Genomic DNA, 25,132 nt, shown 5'->3' with positions numbered 1-25,132 from the left:
CCCTGTTGCTCGTTTTTCCTCTCCCCATCCAAACGACATGTAAAATATTAGGTCAAAGGAAATAATAATGACAAACCAACTCGGTACTGGATTTCGCGTTAGGTTTATTGCATGTATAGTGGATTTTATCCAACCGGCGAAGTGAAAAAAGCGAAAACCGCTGCCTATACTGGATTTTATCCAACGAAAAATGCGGGAATCGGACGAATCGGCCAAAAAGCCGCCATTTGGCTGGACAAAATCCAACCTAGGGGACAATTCCCGCGAAAAGCCCGCTCTTCGTTGGATGAAATCCAACGAGGTTCGAGCATCGGGCGAACTGGCGGTCGCCTGAAGGCTGTTTCGCAGCGCCTGCTCTCGTACGCATTCGTCCTTGCGCCAAATCAACAGCGCCTGCACGCGTACGCATTCGCATTCGTTCTTGCGGCAAATCCGCAGCGCCTGCTCGCGCACGTACTCGTCTTTGCGCCTCAATCTGCCGCGCCGTTCGCGCACGCAATCATTCATGTGTCTCGATTCCTCGATCCACCCGCGCCACCTGCGCCCGCGTACGCGACCGTCTTACAGCCGTGCCGTCACGTGTTACTGCCGTTCCGGAAACTTGCGCCCGATTTTTAAAGCACCCGGCGAGCCGTCACGTATCTGTTCTTCCAGTAGCTGTCGCTAAGCTTGGAAATCGTCACGCCCTTGCTGCTTGACGCGTGCAGAAATTTGCCGCCTCCCGCGTAAATGCCGACGTGGCCGATGGAGCTGCTTCCCGTCTTGAAAAAGACCAAATCCCCCACGCTAAGGTAAGCTTTCGCCACCTTCACTCCGATATCCGCCTGCGAGCTGGTCGTGCGGGGAAGCTCAAGACCCATTTGATCGTATATGTATTGAACGAAAGAAGAGCAATCGAACGCTTCCGCGCTTCCGCTAGCCGCTCCGAATTTGTAAGGGGTGCCGATGTATTCTTTGCCGACCGCCAGCAATTCGAGCGATTCCGCCGTGGCCGCGCTGGCCTCCGAAGAGGAAACGGCGGTTATTCCGAAATATCCCACAGCCGTTAATAAACCGATGGACGCCCACTTGGCGAGTTTTCTTTTCATCATCGATCGACGATCCTCCTGCAGTCTAAGGGTGCCTGTTTTATTTTCCGTTTTTAACTGAACCTAATATAGCACAAGCCAAATTTCATAAAATTTTCCAAGGTGAAAAAAGAGGCCGGTGCGGCAAAGGTTGCACCCTTTTTCTTAAAAAACGGTTAGAATTCTCTCATTTGGACGGAGAGATCGAAAAATTGCGCCGAAATGCGGTTCAGGCCGCGGATTTCAGGGTAAATAGGACAAGTTTTGCCGCGGACGCAGGCGAACGAGCCGGCAAGATCGGGCGGACGGGAGCCAGGGATGGCTTCGCCCATAAGGTCAAAAATGATCAAATAGTCAGTAAAGGTCAGTAAAGTTCGGGGAAAACGGCAAAAACAAGCCCCTACGGGAAAATAAGGCGGATTATCCGTTTTGTCGGTCGCGCCATCCCCCGTTATAATAAAGTCGTGCAAAGGTCAAATTTAGTCAAAAATCGAAAGGGGAAATGAAACATGTTTGCGATCGTACCGTTTGCCAAACGTCGGGAAGACGTTTTTCGCCACTTGACCCGTTCCTTCGACGAAATGTGGAGCGAACCTTTCTTCGCGCCGTTCCGCACGGACGCGCCGGTTCCGTTCAAAACGGACATCCGGGAGACCGAGCAGGCGTACTTTATCGAGGCCGAGCTCCCGGGCTTCGGAAAAGACGACATCCGCATCGAATACGAAAATCCGTATTTGACCGTCAAGGCGGAGCGCAAGGCAGAAACGGAGGCGCAGGACGAGGCCGGCCGGGTCGTGCGCCGGGAGCGCCGCTACGGCGAATTCGTCCGCCGGTTTTACGCGAAGGACCTGGACGAGGCCGACGTGAAAGCTTCGCTCAAAAACGGGCTGCTGCGGCTTGAAGTGCCGAAGCGGCCGAAGCGGCCGAAGCCGCAGGCGAAACGCATCGAGATCGCGGACGGCGAATGACTCGCAGGCGCGTTGCGCCTCTTGTCGCATGCGGCGCAATGCGTCGAAGGCGAAAGACCTTCGCCGTGCGTCTCCGAACCGCCGCATGCGGCGAACGCCGCCGGACGACAAAAGACTCGCCGCGCGCATCACCTAACCCGCCGCATGCGGCGAACGTCGCCGGACGACGAAAGACTCGCCGTGCGCATCACCTAACCCGCCGCATGCGGCGAACGCCGCCGGATGGCGAAAGACTGCCGAAAAGGTCGGCAGTCTTTTAATTTCTTTCCCGTGCGAATGTGTCCATGCAAGCTTGGGGGCAAGGCGCGTTACAGCCATACGCAGTTGAGAAGCCATGACTCATCTCGCCGCCTCCGCCCGCCCGCGAACGCTCCGGTTGAGTCATGACGACTCATCTCCCCCCGCCAAACGCACCCAGCCGCACGCACTTGAGTAAATATTGCTCATCTGACAGCTTCCCCCGCCCGCGAACGCTCCGGTTGAGTCATGACGACTCATCTCCCCCCGCCAAACGCACCCAGCCGCACGCACTTGAGTAAATATTGCTCATCTGACAGCTTCCCCCGCCCGCGAACGCTCCAGTTGAGTCATGACGACTCATCTCCCCCCGCCAAACGCACCCAGCCGCACGCACTTGAGTAAATATTGCTCATCTGACAGCTTCCACCCGCCCGCGAACGCTCCAGTTGAGTCATGGGGACTCATCTCCCCCGGCTGTGCGCATGCGCCTCTCGCGACATTCCGCCCTAAATCTCCACCATTTACGATCCCCGGGAGTCCTGTCTTTCCAAGGATGCCGTCAGGCGTATTCTTCAGCGACGGGAAACCTGGCGACCGAACGGATTTCCCGTCGTTATTGACCGTAAAACCGCGGTTTAAGCGGCTTTTTTATTCGGTAATGGTTCCTATCGATCGACACAATCTCTTATTCCTTCTTCTATGGAAAAATGATAGGCTTTTCGTAAACGACAGCCTGCCCTGGCGGCGAGGAGTGGTGCTCGAGGTGCGTGCCAAGCTCGTTTTTTTGACCGTTGCCCTTATTCTCGTTTCCGTTTTTATGCTTCGCGACGACGCGGCGGCCGAATCCGGCCTATCCGATCTGCCGCCGTACATAGCCGTGAACGATTCGGGGATTTCGTTTGCGGACGCGTTTCCCGAGACGCGCGACGGGATTTTATTCGTGCCGGTGAGGAAGATGGCGGACGCGATGAAATTGAGCATCGAGGTGGAGGGCGAGGAGGTTCGCCTGTCGGGCCGGGGGAAATCCGTCTCGCTGTTCGTGAAGAAAAACGTGGCCGTGGAACCGGACGGGCGGGAAACGGAGCTTTGGCTGTTCGCGCGCGACGGCCGGCTGCTCGTTCCGCTCGAATTTTTGACCGCATATTTCGAGTATCAGATGAAAACGTATCCGGAGCTGCCGGCGATCCGTCTGAGCGATCGGGAAGCTGCGCTCGACGACGACGCGTTTTTGCGGCAGGCGAAGGCCGAAACCGGACGGGGAGCCGGGGAAAATAAGCTGCCGCTCTATTTGACGTTCGACGACGGTCCCACCTCCCATACGATGGAATTGCTCGACGTCCTGGAAGCCCATGGCGCGAAGGCGACGTTTTTCGTGCTCGGGCCGGCGGTCGCGAAGTATCCCGAAGCGGTCGAGCGGATGGTGGAAGAAGGACATCGGGTCGGCTTGCACGGGATGACCCACGACAGGAAGCGGTTTTACGAAAGGCCGCAGGCGTCGCTGAACGAAATGAACGAGGCGAACGAAAGGCTGAAAAAGGCGGCGAACGTGACCTCGAGCCTGATTCGGGTCCCGTACGGCAGCAAGCCTTATTTTACGAAAGACTATCGGGACGCGACGGCCGCGGCGGGCTATCGCCTGTGGGATTGGAATCTCGACACGGTCGATTGGAAATACAAGGGGGACACGGACGGGCTGTTGAAAAAAATAAAAGAGGATGTTCGGAAGCTCAAGCGCCAGGGAACGGCCCCGGTCGTGCTGCTCCACGACCGGAAGACGACGATTTCCGCGCTGCCGCGGATTCTGGAAGCGCTCGAGGCGGAAGGATATGCCTTTTTGCGGATCGAAGATAGTATGGAGCCGTTGAATTTTTGGCAGGATCACAGGTGAGACGGGAGAGATTGGATACATGCGGTACGAACTCGCGGCGGCGTTTTTGGCCCAAAAGCTCGATGTCGATACGTTGAACGAAATCGTGAGCCAGCTGGCATACGCGCCGTTGCTGTACGATAACGGGGACACGATCGAGGCGGACGATTTCGCCGCCGGATTGCAAATCGAATTGGCCGACGAGGCTCGGGATGCCGCCGGAAAGCTGTACGATTTGGCCGTTCGGGCTTGCCGGCGTTGGTCCGGCGAGGCGGAATACGAGCTGCTGCAGGACTGCCTGGCTTTGCAGGCGGATTTATGGCGCGCGGGGTCGCTTTCGATCGGCGACTGGATGCGCTGGCTCGAGCGGGCGGGGGACGGGGTGGTGGAGCTGCCGAAATACGATTTCGAGACGTTGTTCGCGGATTTGCCGGAAGGCTTCTCGATCCACGATTTTCACGATCAGCTGTTGTACCTGCTGGAGGAACGCCCCGATCACGAATGGGCCGCCCGGGAGCGGGACGCCCTGTACGAACGGCTCGGGGCGAGATCGGGCGCGTAAGGCATGACGCTCGAAGTGATGTTGTCCGTAATCGCGATTGCGGCGGCTTTGGCGGGGGCGCTGTCGATCGTGCTCGCTAGCTGGAAAAACGGCATTTCTCCGATGCCTTCGTCCGCTCCTGTCCGCAGGGCGGTCGCTGCCGAAATCGGACGAATCGCCAGCATGCGGAAGGACGCCGTAGCCGTCGTCGACGCGGGGGCGGGCTGGGGGACGCTGGCCTTTCATTTGGTCAGGCACTGCCCCGTCCGAACGGTGACGGGGATCGAAAATTCGACCGTGCCGCTGCTCGCGTCGCGGCTGACGGCTCGCTTGAATCGGCGCGCGAACGGCCCCGTTTCGTTCGAGAAGGGGGATCTGTACCGTTATCGGTACGAGACGGCGGACGTCGTCGTCTGCTATTTGCATCCCGGCGCGATGAAGCGTCTCGACGCAATTTTCCGCAGCCGCCTGTCGCCGGGAGCCCGCGTCGTCAGCGTCTGCTTCGCGCTGCCCGGCTGGCAGCCCGAGCGGGTCGTCGTTTGCGGCGATCCGCAGCGGACGAAAGTGTACGTATACGCCCGTCCGGAAAAGGAAACTCTTTCCGGTTCCGCCTCGTAATAGGAAAAGGCGCCTCTTGAAGAACGGGGCGGCATGCGAAAATGGAGGCGAAACCATGGAACGAAGGGAAGAACGAATCGAAGTCATTGCTCGGCCCGCGTTTGCCGCGGTAGGCATGCGCTGGGAAGGGACGTTCGCCGAAGCCGGCGCGGGCGGGATCCGGGCCGTTCAGCGGAATTTGGCAAGCAGGCTGGCGGAAATCGAAGGCCGGACGGACGACGGCATTTTGTTGGGGCTTTCGTATCATGCGGGTCCGGACGCTTCTTCTTTCGTCCATTACGCGGCGGTTCGGGTCGACGGTCGCGGAGCGACGCCGGACGGGATGGCGCGGGTCGACGTGCCGGCTTTGACCTATGCGGCAACCGCGCACCGAAAAGGACAAAGCATCGACGCTACGTACCGGAACCTGTATCGATGGATCGAACAGCAGGGGTTGTCCGTTCTTGAGGGAAGCCTCACGCATTGCGAAGAGTACCCGCTTGCCCAGGATCCCGACGATCCGGACCCGGAGTTCGCGATCTGGATTCCCGTAGCCGGGGGTTAAGCAAGCCGCTCCCCGTTTGAAGCAAAGAAAACACGCGAAAATGGCCCCCGCCATCAGATCGTCTGGTATAATGTGTACAAAATGGAACCGGCCGTGCCGGAAGGGCGCAACCCGCATGCGGCACGACCGGAGGGCGAAGGGCGCGGCAAAGCCCGCAGCCCGCGAAACGAGGGGGCAAAACGTTGACGACGACGTATCCGAACGCGATTCAACGGCGCATTGACGAGCTGATGCAAGCCGATCCGCCATCGACCGCGCGCGCAGACTTGAACGAATTTTGGGAGCGGACGCTGGCCGAGTTCGGCCCGAAACCGCTGAACGGCCAGCGGGAAAAGCGGGACTCCCCGCTGAAATTTGTTGACGCTTACAGGGTGACGTACGAGGGCTATGACGAGACGCTCATCCACGGCTGGTACCTGCTGCCGAAGTTCGCGCCGCAGCGGAATTTGCCGTGCGTAGTCGTCTTTCACGGCTACTCCGGCGGCAGCGGGTTCCCCGAGGATTACAGCCAATGGCTGCTGATGGGGCTCGCCGTCTTTTCGGTCGACGTCCGCGGCCAAGGCGGGGAGACGGGCAATTTGCTTCCGCAGACGTATGGAATGACCAAAGGGTGGATTACGCAAGGAATTACGAACAAGGAAAATTGCTACTATCGCGCGCTTGCGATCGACAGCCTGAAGGCGATCGATTGGGCGAGCGAGCAGCCCGAAATCGACCGTTCGCGCATTGCCGTCGCCGGGACGAGCCAAGGCGGCGGGCTCGTGCTGATCGCGTCGGCGCTGAGCGACAAGCCGGCGGTCGCGATCGCGAACATCCCGAACATGTGCCAGATGGACTTCGGCTTGCTCAACTCGACGGGCTCGCTGACGGAAGCGGCCGATTTCGTGGCCCGCTTTCCCGACAAGCTGGAGCAGGTGCTGGATACGCTCAGCTATTTCGACATGGTCAACTTGGCCGGCCGCATCCGCATTCCGGTGATGGTGTCCGTCGGCCTGAAGGACACGGTGTGCATGCCGGAGACGATTTTCGCCGCCTACAACCGGATTTCGAGCCGCAAGGAAATCCGCGTCTATCCGTTCACGGGCCATGCCGTCGTCCCCGGCCACAATCGTCTGATGCTGGAGTTTATCCGCAAAGAGCTGCGGCTCGAGGAAGGCTGAAGCCGATTTCGCCGACGGCGCCGCAACGCCAAGCTTCGCTGCGCCCGAAGGAGCCGAAGCGTCTTGCCTTAGACTTCTCCGCTCCGGGAGATTACAATGAAAGCAAAAACACCGATTGCCTGGAGGCGGAGGACACCATGACGTTTTGGCTTACGGTTTTATTCGTTGTACTGGCCGTTCTAATGCTCGTTTTCCTTTTTATGAAGACATATCCGGCTTTCGGAGGAACGCCGTCACCGGAACAGAAGCGCAGAATCCGAAATTCCGGGAATTTCTCCGGCGGCAAGTTCAACAATCCCGTCCCCACCTCGATGAAGATGAGCCCGAAGACGATGGCGGGCTTGCTGGTCGAGCAGATCAAAGGAAATCCCGGCCGCAGGCCGGAAAACGAGCTTGCGTCCGAGCCTCTCGACGGGCTTGACGCTCCCGAAGCCGACCCGCTTCAAGTCACCTGGTTCGGCCACTCGGCGTTTATGCTGCGGATTCACGGAAGCACGCTGCTGTTCGACCCGATGCTGGGGAACGCGCCCTCCCCCGTCCCCGCGTTCGGCGGAAAGCGGTACGGCCGGCCGATCGAGATCGACCGGATTCCGGCAGTCGACGCGGTCGTCATTTCGCACGACCACTACGATCACCTGGACTACGGATCGATCAAAAAACTTAAGGACAGGGTCGGCCGATTTTTCGTGCCGCTCGGCGTCGGCGCCCACCTGGAGCGCTGGGGCGTCGAACCGAACAAAATCAAAGAGCACGACTGGTGGGAGGAAACCGAGTTCCAAGGTCTCGTTCTGACCAGCGCGCCCGCCCGTCATTTTTCCGGCAGAGGGCTGACCAACCGCAATTCCACGTTGTGGTGCTCCTGGATCGTCCGCGCTCCGGAAGCCCGCGTGTTTTTCAGCGGCGACAGCGGGTACGGGCCGCATTTTGCGGAAATCGGGGACAAGTACGGGCCGTTCGACCTCACGCTTATGGAATGCGGGCAGTATGACGAGCGCTGGGCGGCCATCCACATGCTGCCGGAGGAGACGGTTCAGGCTCATCTGGATGTAAAGGGCAAGCGAATGATCCCGGTGCATTGGGGGGCGTTCACGCTGGCGATGCACCATTGGACCGATCCGGCCGAACGCGCGGTCAAGGCGGCCAAAGCCCGCGGCGTTGCGATCCTGACGCCCAAAATCGGGCAAACGTTGGCGATCGGCGAATCGGATATTCCGACGGCGGCTTGGTGGCGAACCGCGGGGGCAATGGGGAGAACCGGCGGATAAAGGCCGGAACTTGCGCAATAAAGCAGAGAAACGGAACTGTCGCAGCGGCGGCGGTTCTTTTTTTAGGCAAAATTTAGTTGAAATTCTCCGTGTATCAGATTACTCTGAATTACAGAGTTAACATGAACATGCGAGGAGGAGCGCGAATGCAGCCTGTCATTCAACTTGAACAACTGCGCAAGCAATATGGCCAAACCGTCGCCCTCGACGGCATCACCATGCAGGTGAACAAGGGCGAAATTTTCGGCGTCGTCGGGCCGAACGGAGCGGGCAAGACGACGCTGATCGAGATTTTGGAAGGACTGAGAACGGCCGATGGCGGCGAAGCGCTCGTGCTCGGGAAAGACATCCGCAAGGAAGCGGCGGAAATCAAGCAGCGGATCGGCGTGCTGTTCCAGGCGACGACCCTTCCCGAAAAGGCCAAGGTGAAGGAAGTTCTCCGGCTGTTCGCGTCCTTTTACAAAAACGCCCGCAATCCGGAGGAAATCGCCCGCCTGACGGGGCTTCAGGACAAGGGGAACGCCATGATCAAGTCCCTTTCCGGCGGATGGAAGCAGCGGGTGGCGCTTGCGCTGGCCTTGATCAACGATCCGGAAATTTTGTTTCTCGACGAGCCGAGCATGGGACTGGACCCGAACGCGCGGAAGGAGATGTGGGCGACGATTCGCGAACTGCGGGGAGAAGGCCGCACGATCGTCGTGACGACCCACTACATGGAGGAAGCCGAGCAGCTTTGCGACCGGGTCGCCATCATCAGCAAAGGCCGCCTGGTGGCGCTGGAAACGCCGTCCGGCCTGATCGCGAAGCTCGGGCGGACCCGGCGGATCCGCTGCCGCAACGCCGGAATGGCGACGCGGGAGGAACTGGCGGCGCTGCCTCACGTATTGAGCGTCGAGATGGAAGCGGAGCAGGTCGTGCTTCACTCCGACAATATGGACGTCGCCCTGCAGCATCTGTACCGCCTGGCCGATCGCCAGGGCTGGCTCGTGAGCGGGCTGAAGCTGGAGGATGCCTCGATGAACGAAGTGTTTATGGAAGCGACGCAGAAGGAGGCGACGGCATGAACGCGGCTTTGCGCTTGATCGCATTTGATTTTCGGCTTTATTTTCGGGACTGGATGACGCTGTTCTGGATTTTGATTTACCCTCCGCTTATGCTGCTTATTTTCGGTTCCATGTACGGCGATCAGCCGGGAGTCGTGGCGGGCACCCGGTACATTGAGTCCTACGTCGCGGCCTTGTGCGTCATGAATGTCGTGACAGTGTCGGTCTTTACGCTGAACATCAACATCGTCACCAACCGGGAAAAAGGCAATCTCCGGCGCTACCGCGCCACGCCGCTGCCCGTTTCCGCCATTTTGGCTTCCCATTCGGTGCAGGGATTGTTTCTCGTCCTGGCGGGAACGGCGGAAATCCTGCTGATCGCGAAGCTCGTCTGGGATATTCGAATCGCGTTCGCGGCGCTGGGCGGGTTGCTTGCGGTGCTGCTGCTTGGCTGTCTCGGCTTTTTCAGCCTCGGTTTCGCGTTGTCGGGACTGGCCCGGACGGCCGGTGCGGCCAGCGGCCTGGCGATGATCGTCTTTTTTCCGATGATGTTCCTGTCCGGGGTCGCCATGCCCGTCGCGTTTTTGCCCGAGGCGATGCAGGCGATCGGCAAGGCGCTGCCGATGAAATATCTCGTCGAGATGGGGCAAGGCGTCTGGGCCGGTCAAAGCCTGGGAGAGTTTCCGCTGGGGCTGTCGGTTTTGGCCGGATTTGCCGTGCTGGCGTGGGCGCTTGCTTTTCTATTGTTCCGTTGGGAAAATAGATGAGGGAGTGATTTGCGTTGGCCGATAACCGCGGCAGGCAACCGCCCTCGGCCCAAGGGCCGCAGCAGGCGTTGAAGGATATCGAATTCATCAAGGAACTGATTTCCCGGAACAAGCGAAAAGTCGACGAATCGCCGCCGTACCTGCTCATTTGGGGCACCTATGTCATGATTGGCTTTGTGGGCATGCATTTCGATATGTCCGTGTGGCCGAACTGGTACTGGGCCATCGGCGCGATCGCCGCCAGCGCGCTGACCGCCGTTGCCGGCATCCGGCAAGCAAGGCGTTCGCCTTCGCCGGCATCCGAAGTCGGCGCCTTCGGGTGGATGTTCTGGCTTCCGTTCCTGGCCGTGTTCCTGACGGGCAGCTTCCTGCTTTTTTCGGGAATCGTCCGGGCGGAGCATGCTTCGTTTCTATGGATGTCGCTGGTGGGCGTCGCCTACGTTTCCCTGGGGCCGCTGACCGGCAGGGGGACGGTTGTCCTCGGGTTATGGTTCATCGTTCTGGCGATCGCGACCCGGGCGTTTCTGCTCGACTATCAATTTCTCGTTCTCGGGCTGCTCGGCGGGGGTTCGCTGGTGGCGACGGGGTTCGTCCTGCTGCTCCGGGGGAAGGCTCGATGAGCGACGGCATTCTGGACTCGATCGACGACACGATTCACGCCAAGGCCCGCCTGGGCATTATGAGTCTGCTGGCCGTGCATGGGGAATGCGAGTTTACCTTTCTGCGGGACGAGCTTCGGTTGACCGAAGGCAACCTCGGCAACCACATTCGCGTGCTGGAGGAAGCCGGTTACATCGAAGCCGTCAAAGCGTTTGTCGGGAAGCGTCCCAAGACGACGTGCAAGCCGACCGCGAAGGGCATGGAGATGTTCCATCAATATATCGAAGGCTTGGAGAAAATCGTCCGCATGGCGCAAGCCGCCATCCGGAAGGAAGATTATCCCGGTGCCGAATGAAAACAACCGCCGGACGAGCCTGCGCTCGAGCGGCGGTTGTTCGCGATTAACGGCGTTTACTTGGAGCCGAAAACGCCTTGGAAAACGGAATCCCGAATCGGGTTCCGAGGCGAAGGCTGCTCGCGCTCCTGCATCGGAGCGGGCAGGTTTTCCTTCGGTCCCTGGTAGCCGAGGGCAACGAGCGCTTGCACCGCATAGTCGTCGGGCAGGCCGACGATTTCGCGGGCTTTGTCGAAGTCGATGCCGGTCATCGCGTGCGTGGCGAGCCCTTGGCGGGTCGCTTCGAGCGACAGATAGCCCCAAGCGGCGCCCGTATCGAAGGAATGGGAGCCGATGTCGCCTTTTTCCCACGTTTTTTGGGAGACGATCAAGATCAGCACCGGCGCTTTCAAGCACCAGGCCTGATTGAACTCGCCGATGAACGGAGCGAAGCGCTCGCGGTCTTCCTTCGTTTTGGCGACGATGAATTTCCACGGTTGAAGATTGAAGGCCGACGGCGCCCAGCGCGCCGCTTCCAGCACGGTGAACAGCGTTTCTTCCGGAACGTCCTTCTCGGCAAACGAGCGGGGAGACCACCGATTCAAATAAATCGGGTCGACGGGATAATCGGCTTTTCGAAACGGGGCGACTTGCGGCGAAAGACTGCTCATGATGTTCCTCCTTGGGTTTTGGTAAAATATAGGCTGGTAACCATGCTCGTTCGTATTATACCGCCATTTCACTAACATTTCTATAGCAGCTATACAATGTAAGCGGTTGCCGCGGGCCGGTTCCTTTTTTTGTTGGCTCCGTTAAAATAACCGAATCGCGGCGGCCGTAAACGCGGCGATTGCCGAAGAGCAGGTCGACCCGACCGCCGTCATGCAGCGAAGCACTGTACGCGAGTTGTTGAACGTGCCAAAGCTCCGATTATCCTTGAATAGGTTAACCCGAGAAAAGCTATGGCTTGAGGTTGACAAGTTCATCAAAATAAAGTATCTTAAAATCAAGATAAAAAACGAATCCCGAAGGGGAAAGAAGGAAACGCTATGACAGATACGCGCGACGACTCCCTGGATCTTTACATTGCTCTTTCCAGGTCCAGTCAATGGGTGAACGCTCATGCCGACCGCGACATCAAGCGTTACGGATTGAATCGCACCGAGTTCGGCGTGCTGGAGCTTCTGTATCATAAGGGCCCCCAGCCGATCCAACAGATCGGGGGCAAGGTGCTGATGAGCAGCGGCAACATCACGTACGTCGTCGACAAGCTGCAGGACAAAGGCTTCGTCGTCCGCAAAGCTTCGACCGAAGACCGGCGTCTCATTTACGCCGAGGCGACCGATAAGGGCAAAGCCTTTATCGAAGAGGTGTTCCCGAAGCATGCGGAGGTGATCCATGCGGCGGTCGGAGGGCTTTCGGCCGAGGAGAAGCGAATCGCCAGCGCGCTGCTGAAGAAGCTCGGAAAGTATGCGCAGGAAGGCTATAAGTAGCCGAACGCGAAGGGCGAAGGCCCGCGTTTAGCTCCCATCAGATACTCGCTGCTCAACTCGCGGCATGAAGAAGCCTTAGGCAGAAGCAACCGTGAAATGGAAGAAGCCTTAGGCAGAGCAACCGGTGAAATGGAAGAAGCCTACGCCGAGCAACTCGTGAAATGGAAGGAGTCTTCGCAGAGCAACCGGTGAAATGGAAGAAGCTCACGCCGAGCAACTCGTGAAATGGAAGAAGCCTTCGCAGAGCAACTCGCGAAATCGAAAAACCTTCGCCTCAGCTTATGGTGAATTTAGCTGGCCAGGACCGTCCGCAAGGACGAATTCCTTTGACAATAAATCTTAAATTAAAGAAACTTAAATTTTATGGAGGGGATGGAGATTATGACCTTGCGTACGGCAGGCATTCATCACATTACGGCTTTCGTTAGAGACGCGCAGAAGACCGTCGATTTTTATGCAGGAGTACTCGGACTTCGGCTGGTCAAAAAGACGATCAATTTCGATGCCCCTGAAGTCTATCACCTGTACTTGGGCAATGAAGCGGGGAGCCCGGGAACGATCATCACGTTTTTTCCGTGGCCGCATTCGCGCCGCGGACGCATCGGGGCGGGGCAGGTCGGCGTCACGACTTACGCCGTCCCCGCGGACGCGCTCCCGTTCTGGAGGGAACGGCTTGCCCGCTTTCAAATCGCGGTCGAGGAGCGCGAAAGATTTTCGGAAACGTATCTCCGTTTCCGCGACCCGGACGGCATGGAGCTTGAAATCGTCGCCCGGGAAGAAGGGCCCGCGAGCCGGTGGTCGTTCGGCGGCGTTCCAGCGGAGATGGCGGTTAAGGGATTCGGAGGCGCCGTCTTGTACAGCGCCGCTCCGGATCATACCGGGCAGGTGCTGGAGAAGGTCATGGGCCTCGAGCCGGCCGGACGCGAGGGCAGCATCGTTCGCTACCGCTCCTTCGGCGATGTGGGCAACGTGATCGACATCGACACCGCGCAGACGAGTCCCGGTCAAGGCGGAGCGGGAACGGTCCATCATATCGCCTGGAGAGCGAAGGACGACGAGGAGCAGCTGGCGTTTCGGAGCCTGGTCCAACAGGTCGGCTTTCAGCCGACGCCCGTGACCGACCGGCAATATTTCAACGCCGTTTATTTCCGGGAGCTTGGCGGAATTTTGTTCGAAATCGCCACCGATCCGCCGGGTTTCGCCAACGACGAAGAACCCGATCGGCTCGGCGAAAAGCTGATGCTGCCGGAATGGTACGAACCCCATCGCGGGCAAATCATCCAAGGCCTGCCGCCGTTTGAGCTGCGGGTTCTGAAGGAGGACCGGCCATGAAGCATATTTTCCAGCAGGGAACCGATCCGAACGCCCCGGTGCTGGTGCTCTTTCACGGGACGGGAGGGACGGAACGGGATTTGCTTCCGCTGGCGGAGCGGATTTCCCCGAACGCCTCGGTGCTGTCCGTACGAGGCAACGTGCTGGAAAACGGGATGCCGCGGTTTTTCCGCCGGCTGGCCGAAGGCGTGTTCGACGAGGAGGATTTGATCTGCCGGACGAAGGAACTGAACGGTTTCCTGAACCAGGCGTCCGCCGAATATCGATTCGATCGCGGCAATCTCGTCGCCATCGGCTATTCCAACGGGGCGAACATTGCCGCGAGCCTGCTGTTCCACTATGCGGACGCTCTGCGCGGGGCGATTCTTCATCATCCGATGGTCCCGCTGCGCAACTTGAAGCTCCCGGACTTGTCGGGGACGAGCTGCTTTATCGGCGCCGGGCGTCGGGATCCGATCTGCGCGGCCAGCGAGACGGAGGAGCTCGCCGGCCTGCTGCAAGGGGCGGGAGCGGCCGTGTCCGTCCACTGGGAGGAAGGCGGGCACCAGCTTACCGGAACGGAGGTAGCCGCCGCTGCCGACTGGTTCGCCGCGACCTACGGTTGATTTCGGAAAAGCCCCTTCGGTACGCGACTCGCGTTTGCCGGAGGGGCTTTTAGCGCTGGTAGGTAGTTGGCGGCATTGACGAGTACGGGTGGGCACTCTCAGGTACCGGCCGGTAAATGGGGGCACTTGCCGGGCGTTAGACAACGAACGGCGGACCTGGCGGGTACTGGGGAGAATTAGTGGACGAGCGGCGGACATTAACTGGAATTGGGGGCATTAGAGGACAAACGGGATGCTGGCGAGTACTGGCGGGAATTAGCAAACGAACGGCAGACTCTGGTGGTTACTGGGGGGACGTTAGCGGACGAACGGTGGACATTGGCGGTATTTTCGGGTGCTGGGGTGCACTGGAAGGAGCCATTCAAACAGGGGAAACGAGTGGTAGGCAAACTCATGTTGGATTTTATCCAATGGGCGAAGCGGGAAACGGGGAGATCTTGTTCTACAGTGGATTTTATCCAACGAACAAGGGGAATTTCAGTCGAAATCACCGAAAAGGCTTCTTCTGATTGGACAAAATCCAACCAAGCCGGGGAATTTCACGAAAAGGCCGGTTTTGATTGGACAAAATCCAACGAAGCCCAAGTCGAGCAAAAAAAGTCGAGCCCGCAGAGAAAGACATTCCCGCCCACACGGGAAGTCGGCTCGGCCACCCCCGTAGGTCCATTTGAGTCGTGGCGACCCAACTCGATCCGCCATCCGCAACGCTCCCGACGCACAAGAGTAAATTTTACTCATCCAAGCCCCCCCACACGCACGATGCTGCTCCATTTGAGTCGTGGCGACCCAATTCGACCCGCCATCCGCAACGCTCCCGACGCACAAGAGTAAATTTTACTCATCCAAGCCCCCCACACGCACGATGCCGCTCCGGTTGAGTCGAATCCCCGATTTCATGGATACGTCAACAAGGGGGGGATCGCCGAACCGATCGGAGCCGACCGGCAAATGAAAACACAAAAAAGCCCGGCATCCTCCGATTGCGGATGCCGGGCCGTTGCGCGTCGGGTGAGACGCGCCCGTCGGCTTACTCGGCCTGCTGCTCGAACAGGCGGGCGATTTCGACGATAACGTTCACAGCCTGGACCATCGTGTCCACGGAGACGTACTCGTAGCGCCCGTGGTAATTTTCCCCGCCGGTAAAAAGATTGGGCGTCGGCAATCCCATGTAGGACAGCTGGGACCCGTCCGTGCCGCCGCGAATCGGCTTGACGACCGGCTCGATGCCCAAATTCACCATCGCCTGGTAGGCGATGTCGACGATGTGCCGTGCCGGCTCGATTTTTTCCCGCATGTTGTAGTACTGGTCCTTCAGCGAGAGCTCGATTCGTTCCGCGCCGTACTTGTCCCGCAGCTCGCCGACCAGGCCGGATATGTACGCCTTGCGGAATTCGAAGCGCTCCCGGTCGAAATCGCGGATAATGTAGCGGAGCACGGTCTGCTCCACGTCCCCCTGGAACGAGATGAGGTGGTAAAACCCCTCGTAGCCTTCCGTCCTCTCCGGAGCTTCGTCCGCCGGCAGCCGCCCGTGCAGCTCCATCGCCATCTTGGCGGAGTGGATCATTTTATTTTTCGCCGTTCCGGGGTGGACGTTTTTCCCTTTGAACGTGATGGTGGCCGCGGCGGCGTTAAAGCTTTCGTATTGCAGCTCGCCGAGTGGGCCGCCGTCCATCGTGTACGCGCAATCCGCGCCGAACGCGGCGACGTCGAACCGGTGCGGGCCGCGCCCGATTTCCTCATCCGGAGTGAAGGCGACCCGGATTTTGCCGTGCTTGATCTCGGGATGCTTCAGCAAATAGTCCATCGCCGTCATAATCTCGGCAACGCCGGCCTTGTCGTCGGCTCCGAGCAGCGTCGTCCCGTCGGTCGTGATCAGCGTGTGCCCCGCGAGACCGGCCAGCTCCGGAAAGTCCCGCGGCGACAGCACGATCTGCCGCGCCTCGTTCAGGACGATGTCCTTGCCGTCGTAGTTTTCGACGATTTGCGGCTTGACGCCCGCCCCGGTAAAATCCGTCGCCGTGTCGACATGCGCGAGAAAGCCGACGACCGGGCCCTCTTTGTCCGTGTTTGCGGGCAGCGTGGCCATCAGATACCCGTTATCGTCGACGGTCACTTCCTGCATGCCGATGGCCTCCAGCTCCTCGGCCAGCATGCGGATCAACGTCCACTGCCCCGGGGTGGAAGGACACGTGTCGCTGCTATCGTCCGACTGCGTGTCGACTTGCGCGTAGGTCGTCAATCTGCGGATCAGGTCGTTTTTCAAGACGGGTGTCTCTCCTTCCGAATCGCTTTTATTTTCCATTGTAAACCGTTCCCATCGAGAAAACAAAAAAAGCTCCCCGTACGGGACAGGGAGAAATTCGCCGGTTAAGGCGCCGGAGTTCCGGGGTACTTGACGACAGGCCATTTCTCTTTGCGCAGCGAATCGAGCAGTTCCTCGCCCGCGTTCAAATTCGTCCGCACGAGCTCGCGCGGGGTCAGCGCCATCCACTGATTGAGCGAGACGTCGGCGAACCGGTCGCTTTTGAACATTTCCAGAAACCACAGGCTCGTATCCCCGGTATTCTGGATGTAATGTCCGTACGCAAAAGGCACGTAGCCGACGTCGCCCGCCCGAAAATCGAACGTTCTCGCCGTTCCCTGCGCCGCGAACGCGGTCATGCGTCCCTCTCCGGTCAAATAATACTGCCACTCGTCGTTGTTCGGGTGCCAGTGCATCTCCCGCATGCCGCCGGGCTTGATCTCGACCAGGGCGGCGGCGACCGTCTTCGAGACGGGAAAATTGGTCGAGTCGACGATGCGCACCGTCCCGCCCGGCGTGACGATCGGCTCCTGGGCGAGGAGCCGGTGCGTGAAGCTGAGGGGCACCGCCCCCTGGGGATCGGGAACCTGCTGGCTCGCGAGCGGTCCCGGCACTTCCGCCTGGTAAATGTACACCTGGTCGTCGGGCATGCCGTCAAACGCGCTTTCCGGCACGCCGAAATTGGCCGAAAGCACGTCCTTCGGCGTATGGGCGAACCAATCCGAGATGGAAAAGGTGTCGATATCCGAGAAGCTGCCGTCGTCGAACACGAGCAAAAACTCGGCGCCGTCTTCAAGACCCTGAATCGAGTGGGGAATGCCGGGCGGAAAATACCACAGATCGCCCGGGCCGACGTCCGCGATAAAATTACGGCCATTCTGATCGACGGCGGTGACCCTGACGCGGCCCAGCAGCATGTAGGCCCATTCGGCCTGTTTATGCCAGTGCAGCTCCCGGACGCCGCCGGGCGTCAGCCGCATGTTGACGCCCGACAGCGTCGTGGCGACAGGCAAATCCCGAACGGTCACCTCGCGCGACCAGCCGCCGCGATTGAGCTGCATATGGGCATTGGAAAAGGAAAAGCGCAAATTCGGCACGATGCCGGCATCGGTCGCGGGCGGTACGAGCAGGTCGGGATTCTGGATATCCAGCATGACGTTCCGGGGTCCCGGGTCGGTTGCCCCGGCCCCGTCCGGGCGAATGGGCTGCGGGACGGAAAACCGGCTGTCCGGGGTGTCGGCGGTTCTGTCCAAAGCTTCACGCTCCTTGTCGTTGCGCGGATCGTTACGATTCGAGGTCTCCTTAAAAATATGATCGCGGACTAAGGCGTATGCCGCCGGATGCAGAAAATGACGGGAAGCCCGGGGAAACGGACGGGTGGGAAGGCAGCGCAAATTTTCAAACGACGAACGGGCACAAGAAAATAGGCGAAAGAAGCAGATTCGATCTGATAAGCCGGGCCGGATGACCGAAAACGATAAAAAATGATGAAATAATAATATTCTGAATATTTGAACAATATATCGTTTTCAAGTAAGCTGTAGTCATCAAAAGGAAAGGGGATAGTCCAATGGGTTAGGAAAGCGAAGCTACCCGAGACGGATGTTGAAAGCGGCCCGCCGAGCATGGAACAGGTGGCGGCACCGGGTAGCGGGAATCCGAAGCTGACGCGGGACGGTCTCATTTTCGGCAAAACGACTAAGGTTAAGAAGCGCGGCAAGTACGTACGGCCTCATTAACCAAGATAGGAGCGTAACGAACAATTGAATAGCAAGGATTCGGCAAGGTAGGGCATTCGGTTATCAGCGGTTAACCGGATGTCCTATTATTTTTGGCGTTTGCCGGGAATCGCCGCTTGACATGAAACCTACGGGTGTCATAAAATCAAAAGCGAAACCAAAAGGTTTCGTTTTATTGATAGATGAGGAGGCGCTTGGATGGACAAGTCGGAAAACAATCCTAACATTCCCGATATTCGCAAAACGCTGGTGCTGAACGCGCCGATCGAAAAAGTATGGGAAGCCGTCGCCACGGCGGACGGCATCGCCGCATGGTTCATGCCGAGCGATTTCAAGCCCGAGCTGGGCTATGAGTTTACGCTTCACGCCGGACCGTTCGGCGATTCCCCCTGTAAAGTAACCGAACTGGAGCCCCCGGCCCTTCTTGCTTTCACATGGGGGAAGGATTGGACGCTTCGCTTCGAGTTGAAGGAACGGGACGGAAAGACGGAGTTCACGCTCATTCATTCCGGATGGGACGCGGAGCAGGTCACGGAGTTCAACGAATCCCACCGCGTCGTTCGCGACCGGATGGACAACGGGTGGAGCGGGATCGTCGAGAAGCTTCGCGCGCACGTCGGAGGCTGAGATGCCGGCTTCCGCTGCGGGAAAGCACGACGTGTTTCAGGCGATCGCCGATCCTACCCGCCGCAGCATGCTTTCGCTGCTCGCGGATCGGGAATTGCCGGTGACGGCGATATCCGGTCATTATCCGATGAGCCGGACCGCCGTTTCCAAGCATTTGCGGGTTTTGGCCGACGCGGGACTCGTCAAGGAACGCAAGGTCGGCCGGGAAACCCGCTACCGGCTGGAGCCCGACCCGCTGCTCGAATTGAAGCGCTGGCTGTCGTACTTCGAGCTGTATTGGGACAACAAGCTGTCCGCGCTCAAGCGGATGGTCGAAACGGACGGGGAGGAACAACCCGCGGGGCGCGAAGCCTCGGAATAGCCGTTCCAACCGGCACGCGCCGCTCCGATTTCCGGGAGCGGCGCGTTACCGTTCGTTTTGGCGGCGGCCGGCGAGTTTTGCTAAAATGGGACCAAGAGGCGCGGACAAGCCGCCCCGAAAAACGGCAACCGAGCAGAGGAGAGACGGAAGGTGCCGCAATCCCCCGAATTTACGCGCCAGATCGCGCACATCTGTCTTCTGGCCGGAAAAATCATGCTGCAGAACGGAGCCGAAACGTATCGGGTCGAGGATACGATGACCCGAATCGCGCGTTCTTTCGGCTTGCCCGGCTCGCACAGCTTCGTGACCCCGACCGGGATTATTTTTACGATCGAAGGAACGAGGGCGGAGGGAGCCGATTCGTTTACGAGCTTGAGCCGGATTACGAGCCGTTCGACCGACTTGCGCAAAGTGATGAAGGTCAACGCGATTTCCCGGCAAATCGGAGAAGGCGGGCTGTCCGCCCCCGAAGCGTACCGGCTGCTCCGGGAGACGGAAATTTCCGCCGAGGGCTATTCGCTCCGGCTCAAGACGGCGGCCGCGGCGCTGGCCAGCGGCTGTTTCCTCATCATGTTTCACGGGGGCTGGTCCGATTTCGTTCCCGCGATGGCTGCCGGGGGCGGGGGGTATTTGACGCTCCAGCTCGCGGCCAAACGGATTCCGGTCCGGTTGTTCGGGGAATTTGCGGCGTCGTTCATCCTTGGATGCCTGGCCTGGCTGTTCGTGGCGATCGGCTGGGGACGCGAGCTGGACGCCATCGTCATCGGGTCGGTCATGCCGCTCGTGCCGGGCGTTCTCATCACGAACGCGGTCCGGGACCTGATGGCCGGCCACTTCGTTTCCGGATTGTCCAAAGGAGCGGAAGCGTTATTCACCGCGCTCGCGATCGGAGCCGGAATCGCGATCGTGCTGTCCTTAAGGGGCATGGGAGCATGATGACGGCGCTCGTGCAGCTTTTGACGAGCTTTGTCGCTTCCGCCGCCTTTGCGCTGCTCTTTAACGTGCCGCAAAATCATCTGGCGCTGGCCGGGGCGACGGGCATGCTGGGCTGGATGGGGTATTACGGCCTCCTTCGGGCGGATGCCGATCCGGTGATCGCGACATGGCTGGCCGCGTTTGTCGTTTCTTTCGTCAGCCGATGGTTCGCCAAACGCTTCAAGGCTCCGATTACCGTCTACAATGTGTCGGGCATCGTGCCGCTCGTGCCGGGCGGCGCCGCCTACGCTGCGATGCGCAACGTGGTGCTCGATCGGTACGACGAGGCGGTCCAGCAGGCGTTTCAGGCGTTCACGCTGTCGGGAGCGATCGCGTTCGGCCTCGTGCTGTCCGAAGTGATCCATTTGACCCTCCGCAGGTCCGGTTCCAAATCCGGCCTCTAGCGAAGCCCCGACTTCGGTCCGATTGATTTTCAACGATTTTCTCTGTATGATGAAACCGCTGGAAAACGGACTTCCTAATTATAGAGAAAAAGGTGTGAAGCGGTTGGATTGGTTGGAGTTAGTGAAATCGGTGATCCTCGGCGCCGTGGAAGGCTTGACGGAATTCGCGCCGGTATCGTCCACCGGCCATATGGTCATCGTCGACGACATGTGGCTGCATTCGGAGGAATTTTTGACCAAGCCCGTAGCGAACACCTTCAAGATCGTCATCCAATTGGGCTCGATTCTCGCCGTCCTGTTCGCGTTCAAAGACCGGTTTTTGGATTTGCTCGGATTGAAAAAGCTGGACCAAAAGGCCGGCAGCAACGGAGGCAAGCGGCTGAACCTCCTTCAGGTTCTCGTCGGCCTGCTCCCGGCGGCCGTGCTCGGGCTGGCGTTCGAGGACTACATCGACGAATATCTGTTTTCGACCGAGACGGTGCTGGTCGGCCTGGTCGCGGGGGCGCTGCTCATGCTGGCCGCCGACCGGTTCGCGCCGAAGCGGATCAAGACCGAAACGGTCGATCAGATTACGTACAAGCAGGCGCTGCTGGTCGGCCTGTTCCAGTGCATCTCGCTCTGGCCGGGCTTTTCCCGGTCGGGATCGACCATCTCCGGCGGCGTGCTGCTCGGCATGAGCCACAAGACGGCGGCCGACTTTACGTTCATTATGGCCGTGCCGATCATGGCCGGGGCCAGCTTTTTGTCGCTTCTGAAAAACTGGGAGTATTTCACGGCGGAGTATTTGCCCTTTTTCATCGTCGGCTTCATAAGCGCGTTCGTGTTCGCTTTGGTGTCGATCAAGTTTTTCCTGAAGCTGATCGACCGGATCAAGCTCGGGCCGTTCGCGATTTACCGCCTCGTGCTTGCAGCTGTTTTAGCCATCATTCTATATCTGTAAAAAGAAAGGGGCGCATCCTCGCGGGATGCGCCCCTTCGGCTTGATCCAGACGGTCAACCGGCCGCTTCCTCCGTTTCGGCGGCGGGGCGTTCGTCCGCCGTCCGCGGATCGCGCACGATTTTGACTTCTTGGAACGTGATTTTATTTTCCAAAATGTAGTCCGGAATTTCGCGATGCTTGTGCGATTCCTTGAACGCGCTGCTTTTGGTCCACGCTTGAAAATCCTCTTTTTGCCGCCAGCGCGTCACGACGCTGACTTCCTCGTAATCTTTCGTGTTTTCCGTCAGCAGCACCTCGAGGCCGAGAAAGCCTTCCATGAATTCGACTTTGCCGACTTTGTCGAAACGCTCGATCAGCTTGTGGGCGTTGCCCTTGGAAATTTTCGACGTGTTCGTAACGATGACCATCGTAGTGTCCTCCTTGGCCTTTTTGACCGGTATGATAATGGGATAATCCTCTTCAAACCTGACTTTGGCTTCGATATCGTAAACGTACCGCAAAAAACGGGGCGTGATGACGGCGCGCGGGGCGCCTTCCGCCACGACGAGTCCGTGCTTCAACGCGACGAGATGATGGCTGTAGGCCGCCGCCTGCTGCAGATCGTGAAGCACCATGACGATCGTCATGCCCCATTCGCGGTTCAGCTTCCGGAGCATCTCCATGACGTCGAGCTGATGGGACATGTCCAGGAAGGTGGTCGGTTCGTCGAGCAGCAGAATGCCCGTTTTCTGGGCGAGCGCCATCGCGATCCGGACCTTTTGCTGCTCGCCTCCGGACAGCGTATGGAACGGACGGTCTTCGTGCTTCCCGGTATCCGTCGCGGCAAGCGCCCAATCGATCGCTTCCCGGTCCTCCGCCGACAACCGGCTTTCCAGGAAACGCTTGTGCGGCGAACGGCCGTAAGCGACGATTTCCCGCACCGTCAAATCGGGGAACATCCCTTTGGACTGGGGCAGCATCGTCAGCACGCGGGCGAAATCCGTCGCCCTGTACGACCCGGCGGGCAAGCCGCCGACCCGGATTTCGCCGCCGTCCGCCGTGGCGAGCCGGGAAATCATTTTAAGCAGGGTGGATTTTCCGGAGCCGTTGGGGCCGACGATCGCCGTGATTTGCCCTTCCGGAAACGACAGCGTCACGTCATCCAATTGAAAATGGCCGATATCCAGCCGCAGATGTTCCGTTTCGATCGCGGTCATGCGAGCCGACTCCTCCTTCGAAGCAAAATCAAAAAGAACGGCGCGCCCAGACAGGCGAGCAGAATGCCGACCGGCAGCTCGATCGGGTCGAACCATGTGCGCGCCGCCGTGTCCGCGAGCACGACGAGCGCCGCCCCGCCCGCAATGGAGCAGGGGAGCAACAACTTGTAGTCCTCCCCGATCAGCAGCCGCATCGCATGGGGGACGACGAGCCCGACGAAGCCGACGAGCCCCGCGACGCTGACCGCGGCCCCCGCGAGCAGGGAAGCGAGCAGGATGAGCAGCATCCGCTGCAGCTCGACCTTCTGGCCGAGCAGCTTGGCGGAATCGTCGCCCAGCATGAGCAGGTTGGCCGGCTTGACGGCCAGCGCCGTCAGCAGCAGGCCGACGACGGCGTACGGCGCCATGAATTCGAGGTGGTGCCAGCTCCGCCCGTTCAAGCCGCCGGCCAGCCACGGGAGCACGGCCTGCACCCGGTCGCTGTAGACGACCATGAGCCCGTTCGTCACGGCCCCGAGCAAAGCGTTGACGGCAACGCCCGCGAGCACGATTTTGACCGGGGAGGCTCCCTTGTCCCAGGAAAGCAAATAAATGGCGACGGAGCTCGCGAACGCGCCGGCGAACGCGGCCGCCGGAAGCAGGAAGCTCGCCTGCGGCCAGACGACCATCGTCAGAATCGCCGCGACCCCGCCGCCGGCGGAAACGCCGATGACGCCGGGATCGGCCAGCGGGTTGCGCATGACGCCCTGCAGCAGCGCGCCCGCCGCGGCCAGGCAGGCGCCGACCAGCAGGCCGATGAGCACCCGCGGCAGCCGAAGGTCCAGCAAAATTTGCCGGTACAGCGGGTCTCCCTCGGACACGAGCGCCAGCCAAATGTCCCGCGGCGATATCGGCACCGAACCGTAGCCCAGTCCGCAGAGGACGGACAGCAGCAGGACGATCGGCGCCAGCCACAGAAAAAGCCTGCGCTTATCGCGTAACGTGAGCTTTCTCATTCCGCGGGGCCACCGCCTGCCTCGAACAAACCGCGGAGCAAATCGATCGCTTCCGTCACTCTCGTTCCCGGATTCGTGCCGAACAGCTCGGAGGGCAGGACGTCCACCCGGCCGTTGCGCACCGCGTCGATGCCGTTCCAGGCGGCGTTTTTCTCCATTTCGCTCACGAAGCCGTCGCGCACCGCCTCCGGATCGCCGTGCGTCATGATCAAAATATACTGCGGATCCGCCAGCATGATGCGTTCGACGTTCAGCTGCGCGTACTGCGGGAAATTTTGCAGGGCGGGATAGTCGGCCGCGATATTGGTTCCGCCCGCCAGCTCCAAAATGCTGCCCCCGAGCGAATTCGGCAGCGCGGCCATATTCGTCCCGGGCGCCCCGTACACGAGGAGGACGCGGGGCCCGGATTTGCCCGCGGCCGACCGGACTTCGGCCAGCTTGGCGTCGATGCCCGCGATCAGCTCCTCCGCCTTCTCCTCTTTTCGAAGCAGCTGCCCGAGCAGGCCGATCTGCTTCTTAATGTCGTCGACCGAGTTCGCTTCCGTCAGCACGACTTTGGCTCCGATGCCCTCGAGCGCGGGAACGTCCTTCGCGTTCATGGACGCGCTGCCGAGCACGACGTCGGGCCTGGCGAGCGTAATTTTCTCCAGATCGACTTCGTGCGTGGAGCCGACCTGCTCGACGTCGGCCGCCTCGGGCACGGGAAGGGGACCGGAGGAGGTCGGCCTGCCGACCAGCGTGCCGCCGAGCGCGTAGACGATGTCCATATCCCCGTTGCTCAGCGCGACGATGTTTTTCGGGACTTCGGAGAAGACGACCGTCCGGTCCGCGAAGTCGCGAACGCTGATTCGGGCCGCTTCCCCGGAGGCGCCGCCGGAGCCCGCCGCTCCGCCCGTCGCGCATCCCGCCAAGGCGATCGACAGGAGGGACAGTCCGGCGATTTTGCAAAGGTTCATTTCCTGTTTCCTCGACTTTGCTGAGATTTATTCTCAATGATAATGAGAATCGTTCTTGATGTCAATATCTTCTAGTGGTATACTCGAGTCGTTATGATCGAGCCGAGGTGATGGGATGAAGTAAGGGAAAGCCGGGTTTTACGCGGGCTGCGGGCGATTTGCCTGGCAGGGCGGAGGGAGAGGAGAGCAGGTT

28 protein-coding genes are annotated in these 25,132 nt (G+C 59.6%); 19 read left to right on the top strand and 9 right to left on the bottom strand.

What is annotated here, in order from left to right; genetic code table 11:
* Positions 1 to 507 (bottom strand): hypothetical protein (locus B7E11_RS28825; protein ID WP_139787094.1); only part of this gene is annotated, 507 nt, incomplete at its 3' end.
* A 107-nt stretch (positions 508 to 614) separates the two neighbouring features.
* Complete coding sequence (locus tag B7E11_RS06580) at positions 615 to 1,091, bottom strand: C40 family peptidase (RefSeq protein WP_080832789.1); 477 nt, start codon at positions 1,089 to 1,091, stop codon at positions 615 to 617.
* A gap of 485 nt (positions 1,092 to 1,576) precedes the next feature.
* On the opposite strand from B7E11_RS06580, the gene B7E11_RS06575 reads away from it, so the two are divergent.
* The 11 genes from B7E11_RS06575 to B7E11_RS06525 all read left to right on the top strand — a co-directional run bounded on the left by B7E11_RS06575 (position 1,577) and on the right by B7E11_RS06525 (position 11,035).
* Complete coding sequence (locus B7E11_RS06575; protein WP_080832788.1) at positions 1,577 to 2,035, top strand: Hsp20/alpha crystallin family protein; 459 nt, start codon at positions 1,577 to 1,579, stop codon at positions 2,033 to 2,035.
* Between the two features lie 1,003 nt (positions 2,036 to 3,038).
* Positions 3,039 to 4,163, top strand: a complete 1,125-nt coding sequence (locus B7E11_RS06570) for a polysaccharide deacetylase family protein (protein ID WP_176220628.1) — start codon at positions 3,039 to 3,041, stop codon at positions 4,161 to 4,163.
* A 19-nt stretch (positions 4,164 to 4,182) separates the two neighbouring features.
* Entirely contained in the window at positions 4,183 to 4,704 is a 522-nt protein-coding gene (locus B7E11_RS06565) for a hypothetical protein (RefSeq protein WP_080832786.1), read from the top strand.
* A 3-nt stretch (positions 4,705 to 4,707) separates the two neighbouring features.
* Entirely contained in the window at positions 4,708 to 5,301 is a 594-nt protein-coding gene (locus tag B7E11_RS06560) for a class I SAM-dependent methyltransferase (protein ID WP_080832785.1), read from the top strand.
* 55 nt (positions 5,302 to 5,356) lie between these two features.
* Positions 5,357 to 5,845, top strand: coding sequence for a GyrI-like domain-containing protein (locus B7E11_RS06555; protein WP_080832784.1), 489 nt, complete (start codon positions 5,357 to 5,359; stop codon positions 5,843 to 5,845).
* A gap of 182 nt (positions 5,846 to 6,027) precedes the next feature.
* The gene (locus B7E11_RS06550; RefSeq protein ID WP_245809638.1) at positions 6,028 to 7,005 is read left to right on the top strand and encodes an acetylxylan esterase; all 978 of its coding nucleotides are present in this window, start codon (positions 6,028 to 6,030) and stop codon (positions 7,003 to 7,005) included.
* A gap of 137 nt (positions 7,006 to 7,142) precedes the next feature.
* A complete protein-coding gene (locus B7E11_RS06545) occupies positions 7,143 to 8,270 on the top strand; it encodes an MBL fold metallo-hydrolase (RefSeq protein ID WP_080832783.1) in 1,128 nt (375 codons plus the stop codon).
* A gap of 146 nt (positions 8,271 to 8,416) precedes the next feature.
* Entirely contained in the window at positions 8,417 to 9,334 is a 918-nt protein-coding gene (locus B7E11_RS06540) for an ABC transporter ATP-binding protein (protein ID WP_139787093.1), read from the top strand.
* On the top strand, positions 9,331 to 10,080 hold the full coding sequence (locus B7E11_RS06535) for an ABC transporter permease (protein WP_080832781.1): 750 nt from the start codon (positions 9,331 to 9,333) through the stop codon (positions 10,078 to 10,080). Before B7E11_RS06540 ends, B7E11_RS06535 begins: the two co-directional genes overlap by 4 nt.
* Before the next feature lie 14 nt (positions 10,081 to 10,094).
* Positions 10,095 to 10,700, top strand: a complete 606-nt coding sequence (locus tag B7E11_RS06530) for a hypothetical protein (protein ID WP_080832780.1) — start codon at positions 10,095 to 10,097, stop codon at positions 10,698 to 10,700.
* On the top strand, positions 10,697 to 11,035 hold the full coding sequence (locus B7E11_RS06525; protein WP_080832779.1) for a winged helix-turn-helix domain-containing protein: 339 nt from the start codon (positions 10,697 to 10,699) through the stop codon (positions 11,033 to 11,035). Before B7E11_RS06530 ends, B7E11_RS06525 begins: the two co-directional genes overlap by 4 nt.
* 56 nt (positions 11,036 to 11,091) lie before the next feature.
* Here the strand turns inward: B7E11_RS06525 and B7E11_RS06520 are convergent, their stop codons facing one another.
* Positions 11,092 to 11,688 (bottom strand): nitroreductase family protein, encoded by a 597-nt coding sequence (locus tag B7E11_RS06520; RefSeq protein ID WP_080832826.1) that lies wholly within the window; start codon positions 11,686 to 11,688, stop codon positions 11,092 to 11,094.
* Positions 11,689 to 12,063: 375 nt separating this feature from the next.
* Here B7E11_RS06520 and B7E11_RS06515 point away from each other — a divergent pair, with 375 nt between their 5' ends.
* The 3 genes from B7E11_RS06515 to B7E11_RS06505 all read left to right on the top strand — a co-directional run bounded on the left by B7E11_RS06515 (position 12,064) and on the right by B7E11_RS06505 (position 14,444).
* A complete protein-coding gene (locus tag B7E11_RS06515; protein ID WP_080832778.1) occupies positions 12,064 to 12,507 on the top strand; it encodes a MarR family winged helix-turn-helix transcriptional regulator in 444 nt (147 codons plus the stop codon).
* A gap of 381 nt (positions 12,508 to 12,888) precedes the next feature.
* A complete protein-coding gene (locus B7E11_RS06510) occupies positions 12,889 to 13,839 on the top strand; it encodes a ring-cleaving dioxygenase (RefSeq protein ID WP_080832777.1) in 951 nt (316 codons plus the stop codon).
* Positions 13,836 to 14,444 (top strand): alpha/beta hydrolase, encoded by a 609-nt coding sequence (locus B7E11_RS06505; RefSeq protein WP_080832776.1) that lies wholly within the window; start codon positions 13,836 to 13,838, stop codon positions 14,442 to 14,444. Before B7E11_RS06510 ends, B7E11_RS06505 begins: the two co-directional genes overlap by 4 nt.
* A gap of 1,027 nt (positions 14,445 to 15,471) precedes the next feature.
* Here B7E11_RS06505 and pepT read toward each other — a convergent pair.
* The 3 genes from pepT to B7E11_RS28820 form a co-directional block, all read right to left on the bottom strand.
* Positions 15,472 to 16,707 carry a peptidase T gene (gene pepT, locus B7E11_RS06500; RefSeq protein WP_080832775.1) on the bottom strand — a complete coding sequence of 412 codons (1,236 nt, stop codon included), beginning with the start codon at positions 16,705 to 16,707 and terminating at the stop codon, positions 15,472 to 15,474.
* Positions 16,708 to 16,811: 104 nt separating this feature from the next.
* Positions 16,812 to 17,999 (bottom strand): oxalate decarboxylase family bicupin, encoded by a 1,188-nt coding sequence (locus B7E11_RS06495; RefSeq protein ID WP_080832774.1) that lies wholly within the window; start codon positions 17,997 to 17,999, stop codon positions 16,812 to 16,814.
* Between the two features lie 68 nt (positions 18,000 to 18,067).
* A complete protein-coding gene (locus tag B7E11_RS28820) occupies positions 18,068 to 18,466 on the bottom strand; it encodes a hypothetical protein (RefSeq protein ID WP_139787092.1) in 399 nt (132 codons plus the stop codon).
* Between the two features lie 217 nt (positions 18,467 to 18,683).
* Here B7E11_RS28820 and B7E11_RS06490 point away from each other — a divergent pair, with 217 nt between their 5' ends.
* The 5 genes from B7E11_RS06490 (at position 18,684) to B7E11_RS06470 (ending at position 21,792) form a co-directional block, all read left to right on the top strand.
* On the top strand, positions 18,684 to 19,112 hold the full coding sequence (locus tag B7E11_RS06490; RefSeq protein WP_080832773.1) for an SRPBCC family protein: 429 nt from the start codon (positions 18,684 to 18,686) through the stop codon (positions 19,110 to 19,112).
* Between the two features lies 1 nt (position 19,113).
* Positions 19,114 to 19,473 (top strand): ArsR/SmtB family transcription factor, encoded by a 360-nt coding sequence (locus B7E11_RS06485; protein WP_080832772.1) that lies wholly within the window; start codon positions 19,114 to 19,116, stop codon positions 19,471 to 19,473.
* Between the two features lie 150 nt (positions 19,474 to 19,623).
* Positions 19,624 to 20,409, top strand: a complete 786-nt coding sequence (locus B7E11_RS06480; protein WP_080832771.1) for a threonine/serine exporter family protein — start codon at positions 19,624 to 19,626, stop codon at positions 20,407 to 20,409.
* Positions 20,409 to 20,852, top strand: coding sequence for a threonine/serine exporter family protein (locus B7E11_RS06475; RefSeq protein WP_080832825.1), 444 nt, complete (start codon positions 20,409 to 20,411; stop codon positions 20,850 to 20,852). The genes B7E11_RS06480 and B7E11_RS06475 overlap by 1 nt, the downstream gene beginning before the upstream one ends.
* 103 nt (positions 20,853 to 20,955) lie before the next feature.
* A complete protein-coding gene (locus B7E11_RS06470; protein WP_240353170.1) occupies positions 20,956 to 21,792 on the top strand; it encodes an undecaprenyl-diphosphate phosphatase in 837 nt (278 codons plus the stop codon).
* Positions 21,793 to 21,845: 53 nt separating this feature from the next.
* Here the strand turns inward: B7E11_RS06470 and isdG are convergent, their stop codons facing one another.
* From isdG to B7E11_RS06455, 3 genes are read right to left on the bottom strand one after another with little or no spacing between them, the layout of a single operon-like run.
* Positions 21,846 to 22,988, bottom strand: coding sequence for a heme oxygenase (isdG, locus tag B7E11_RS30580; RefSeq protein WP_080832770.1), 1,143 nt, complete (start codon positions 22,986 to 22,988; stop codon positions 21,846 to 21,848).
* Positions 22,985 to 23,983: a FecCD family ABC transporter permease gene (locus B7E11_RS06460; RefSeq protein ID WP_080832769.1), complete on the bottom strand. Its 999-nt coding sequence runs from the start codon at positions 23,981 to 23,983 to the stop codon at positions 22,985 to 22,987. The genes isdG and B7E11_RS06460 overlap by 4 nt, the downstream gene beginning before the upstream one ends.
* Positions 23,980 to 24,939, bottom strand: a complete 960-nt coding sequence (locus B7E11_RS06455) for an ABC transporter substrate-binding protein (protein WP_080832768.1) — start codon at positions 24,937 to 24,939, stop codon at positions 23,980 to 23,982. The genes B7E11_RS06460 and B7E11_RS06455 overlap by 4 nt, the downstream gene beginning before the upstream one ends.
* Between the last annotated feature and the right edge of the window lie 193 nt (positions 24,940 to 25,132).

This window comes from Cohnella massiliensis, from assembly GCF_900169535.1.
GTDB lineage: Bacteria > Bacillota > Bacilli > Paenibacillales > Paenibacillaceae > Cohnella > Cohnella algarum.
The sequence above is the reverse complement of the archived record's forward strand: the minus strand, read 5'-3'. Positions and strand labels throughout refer to the sequence as shown.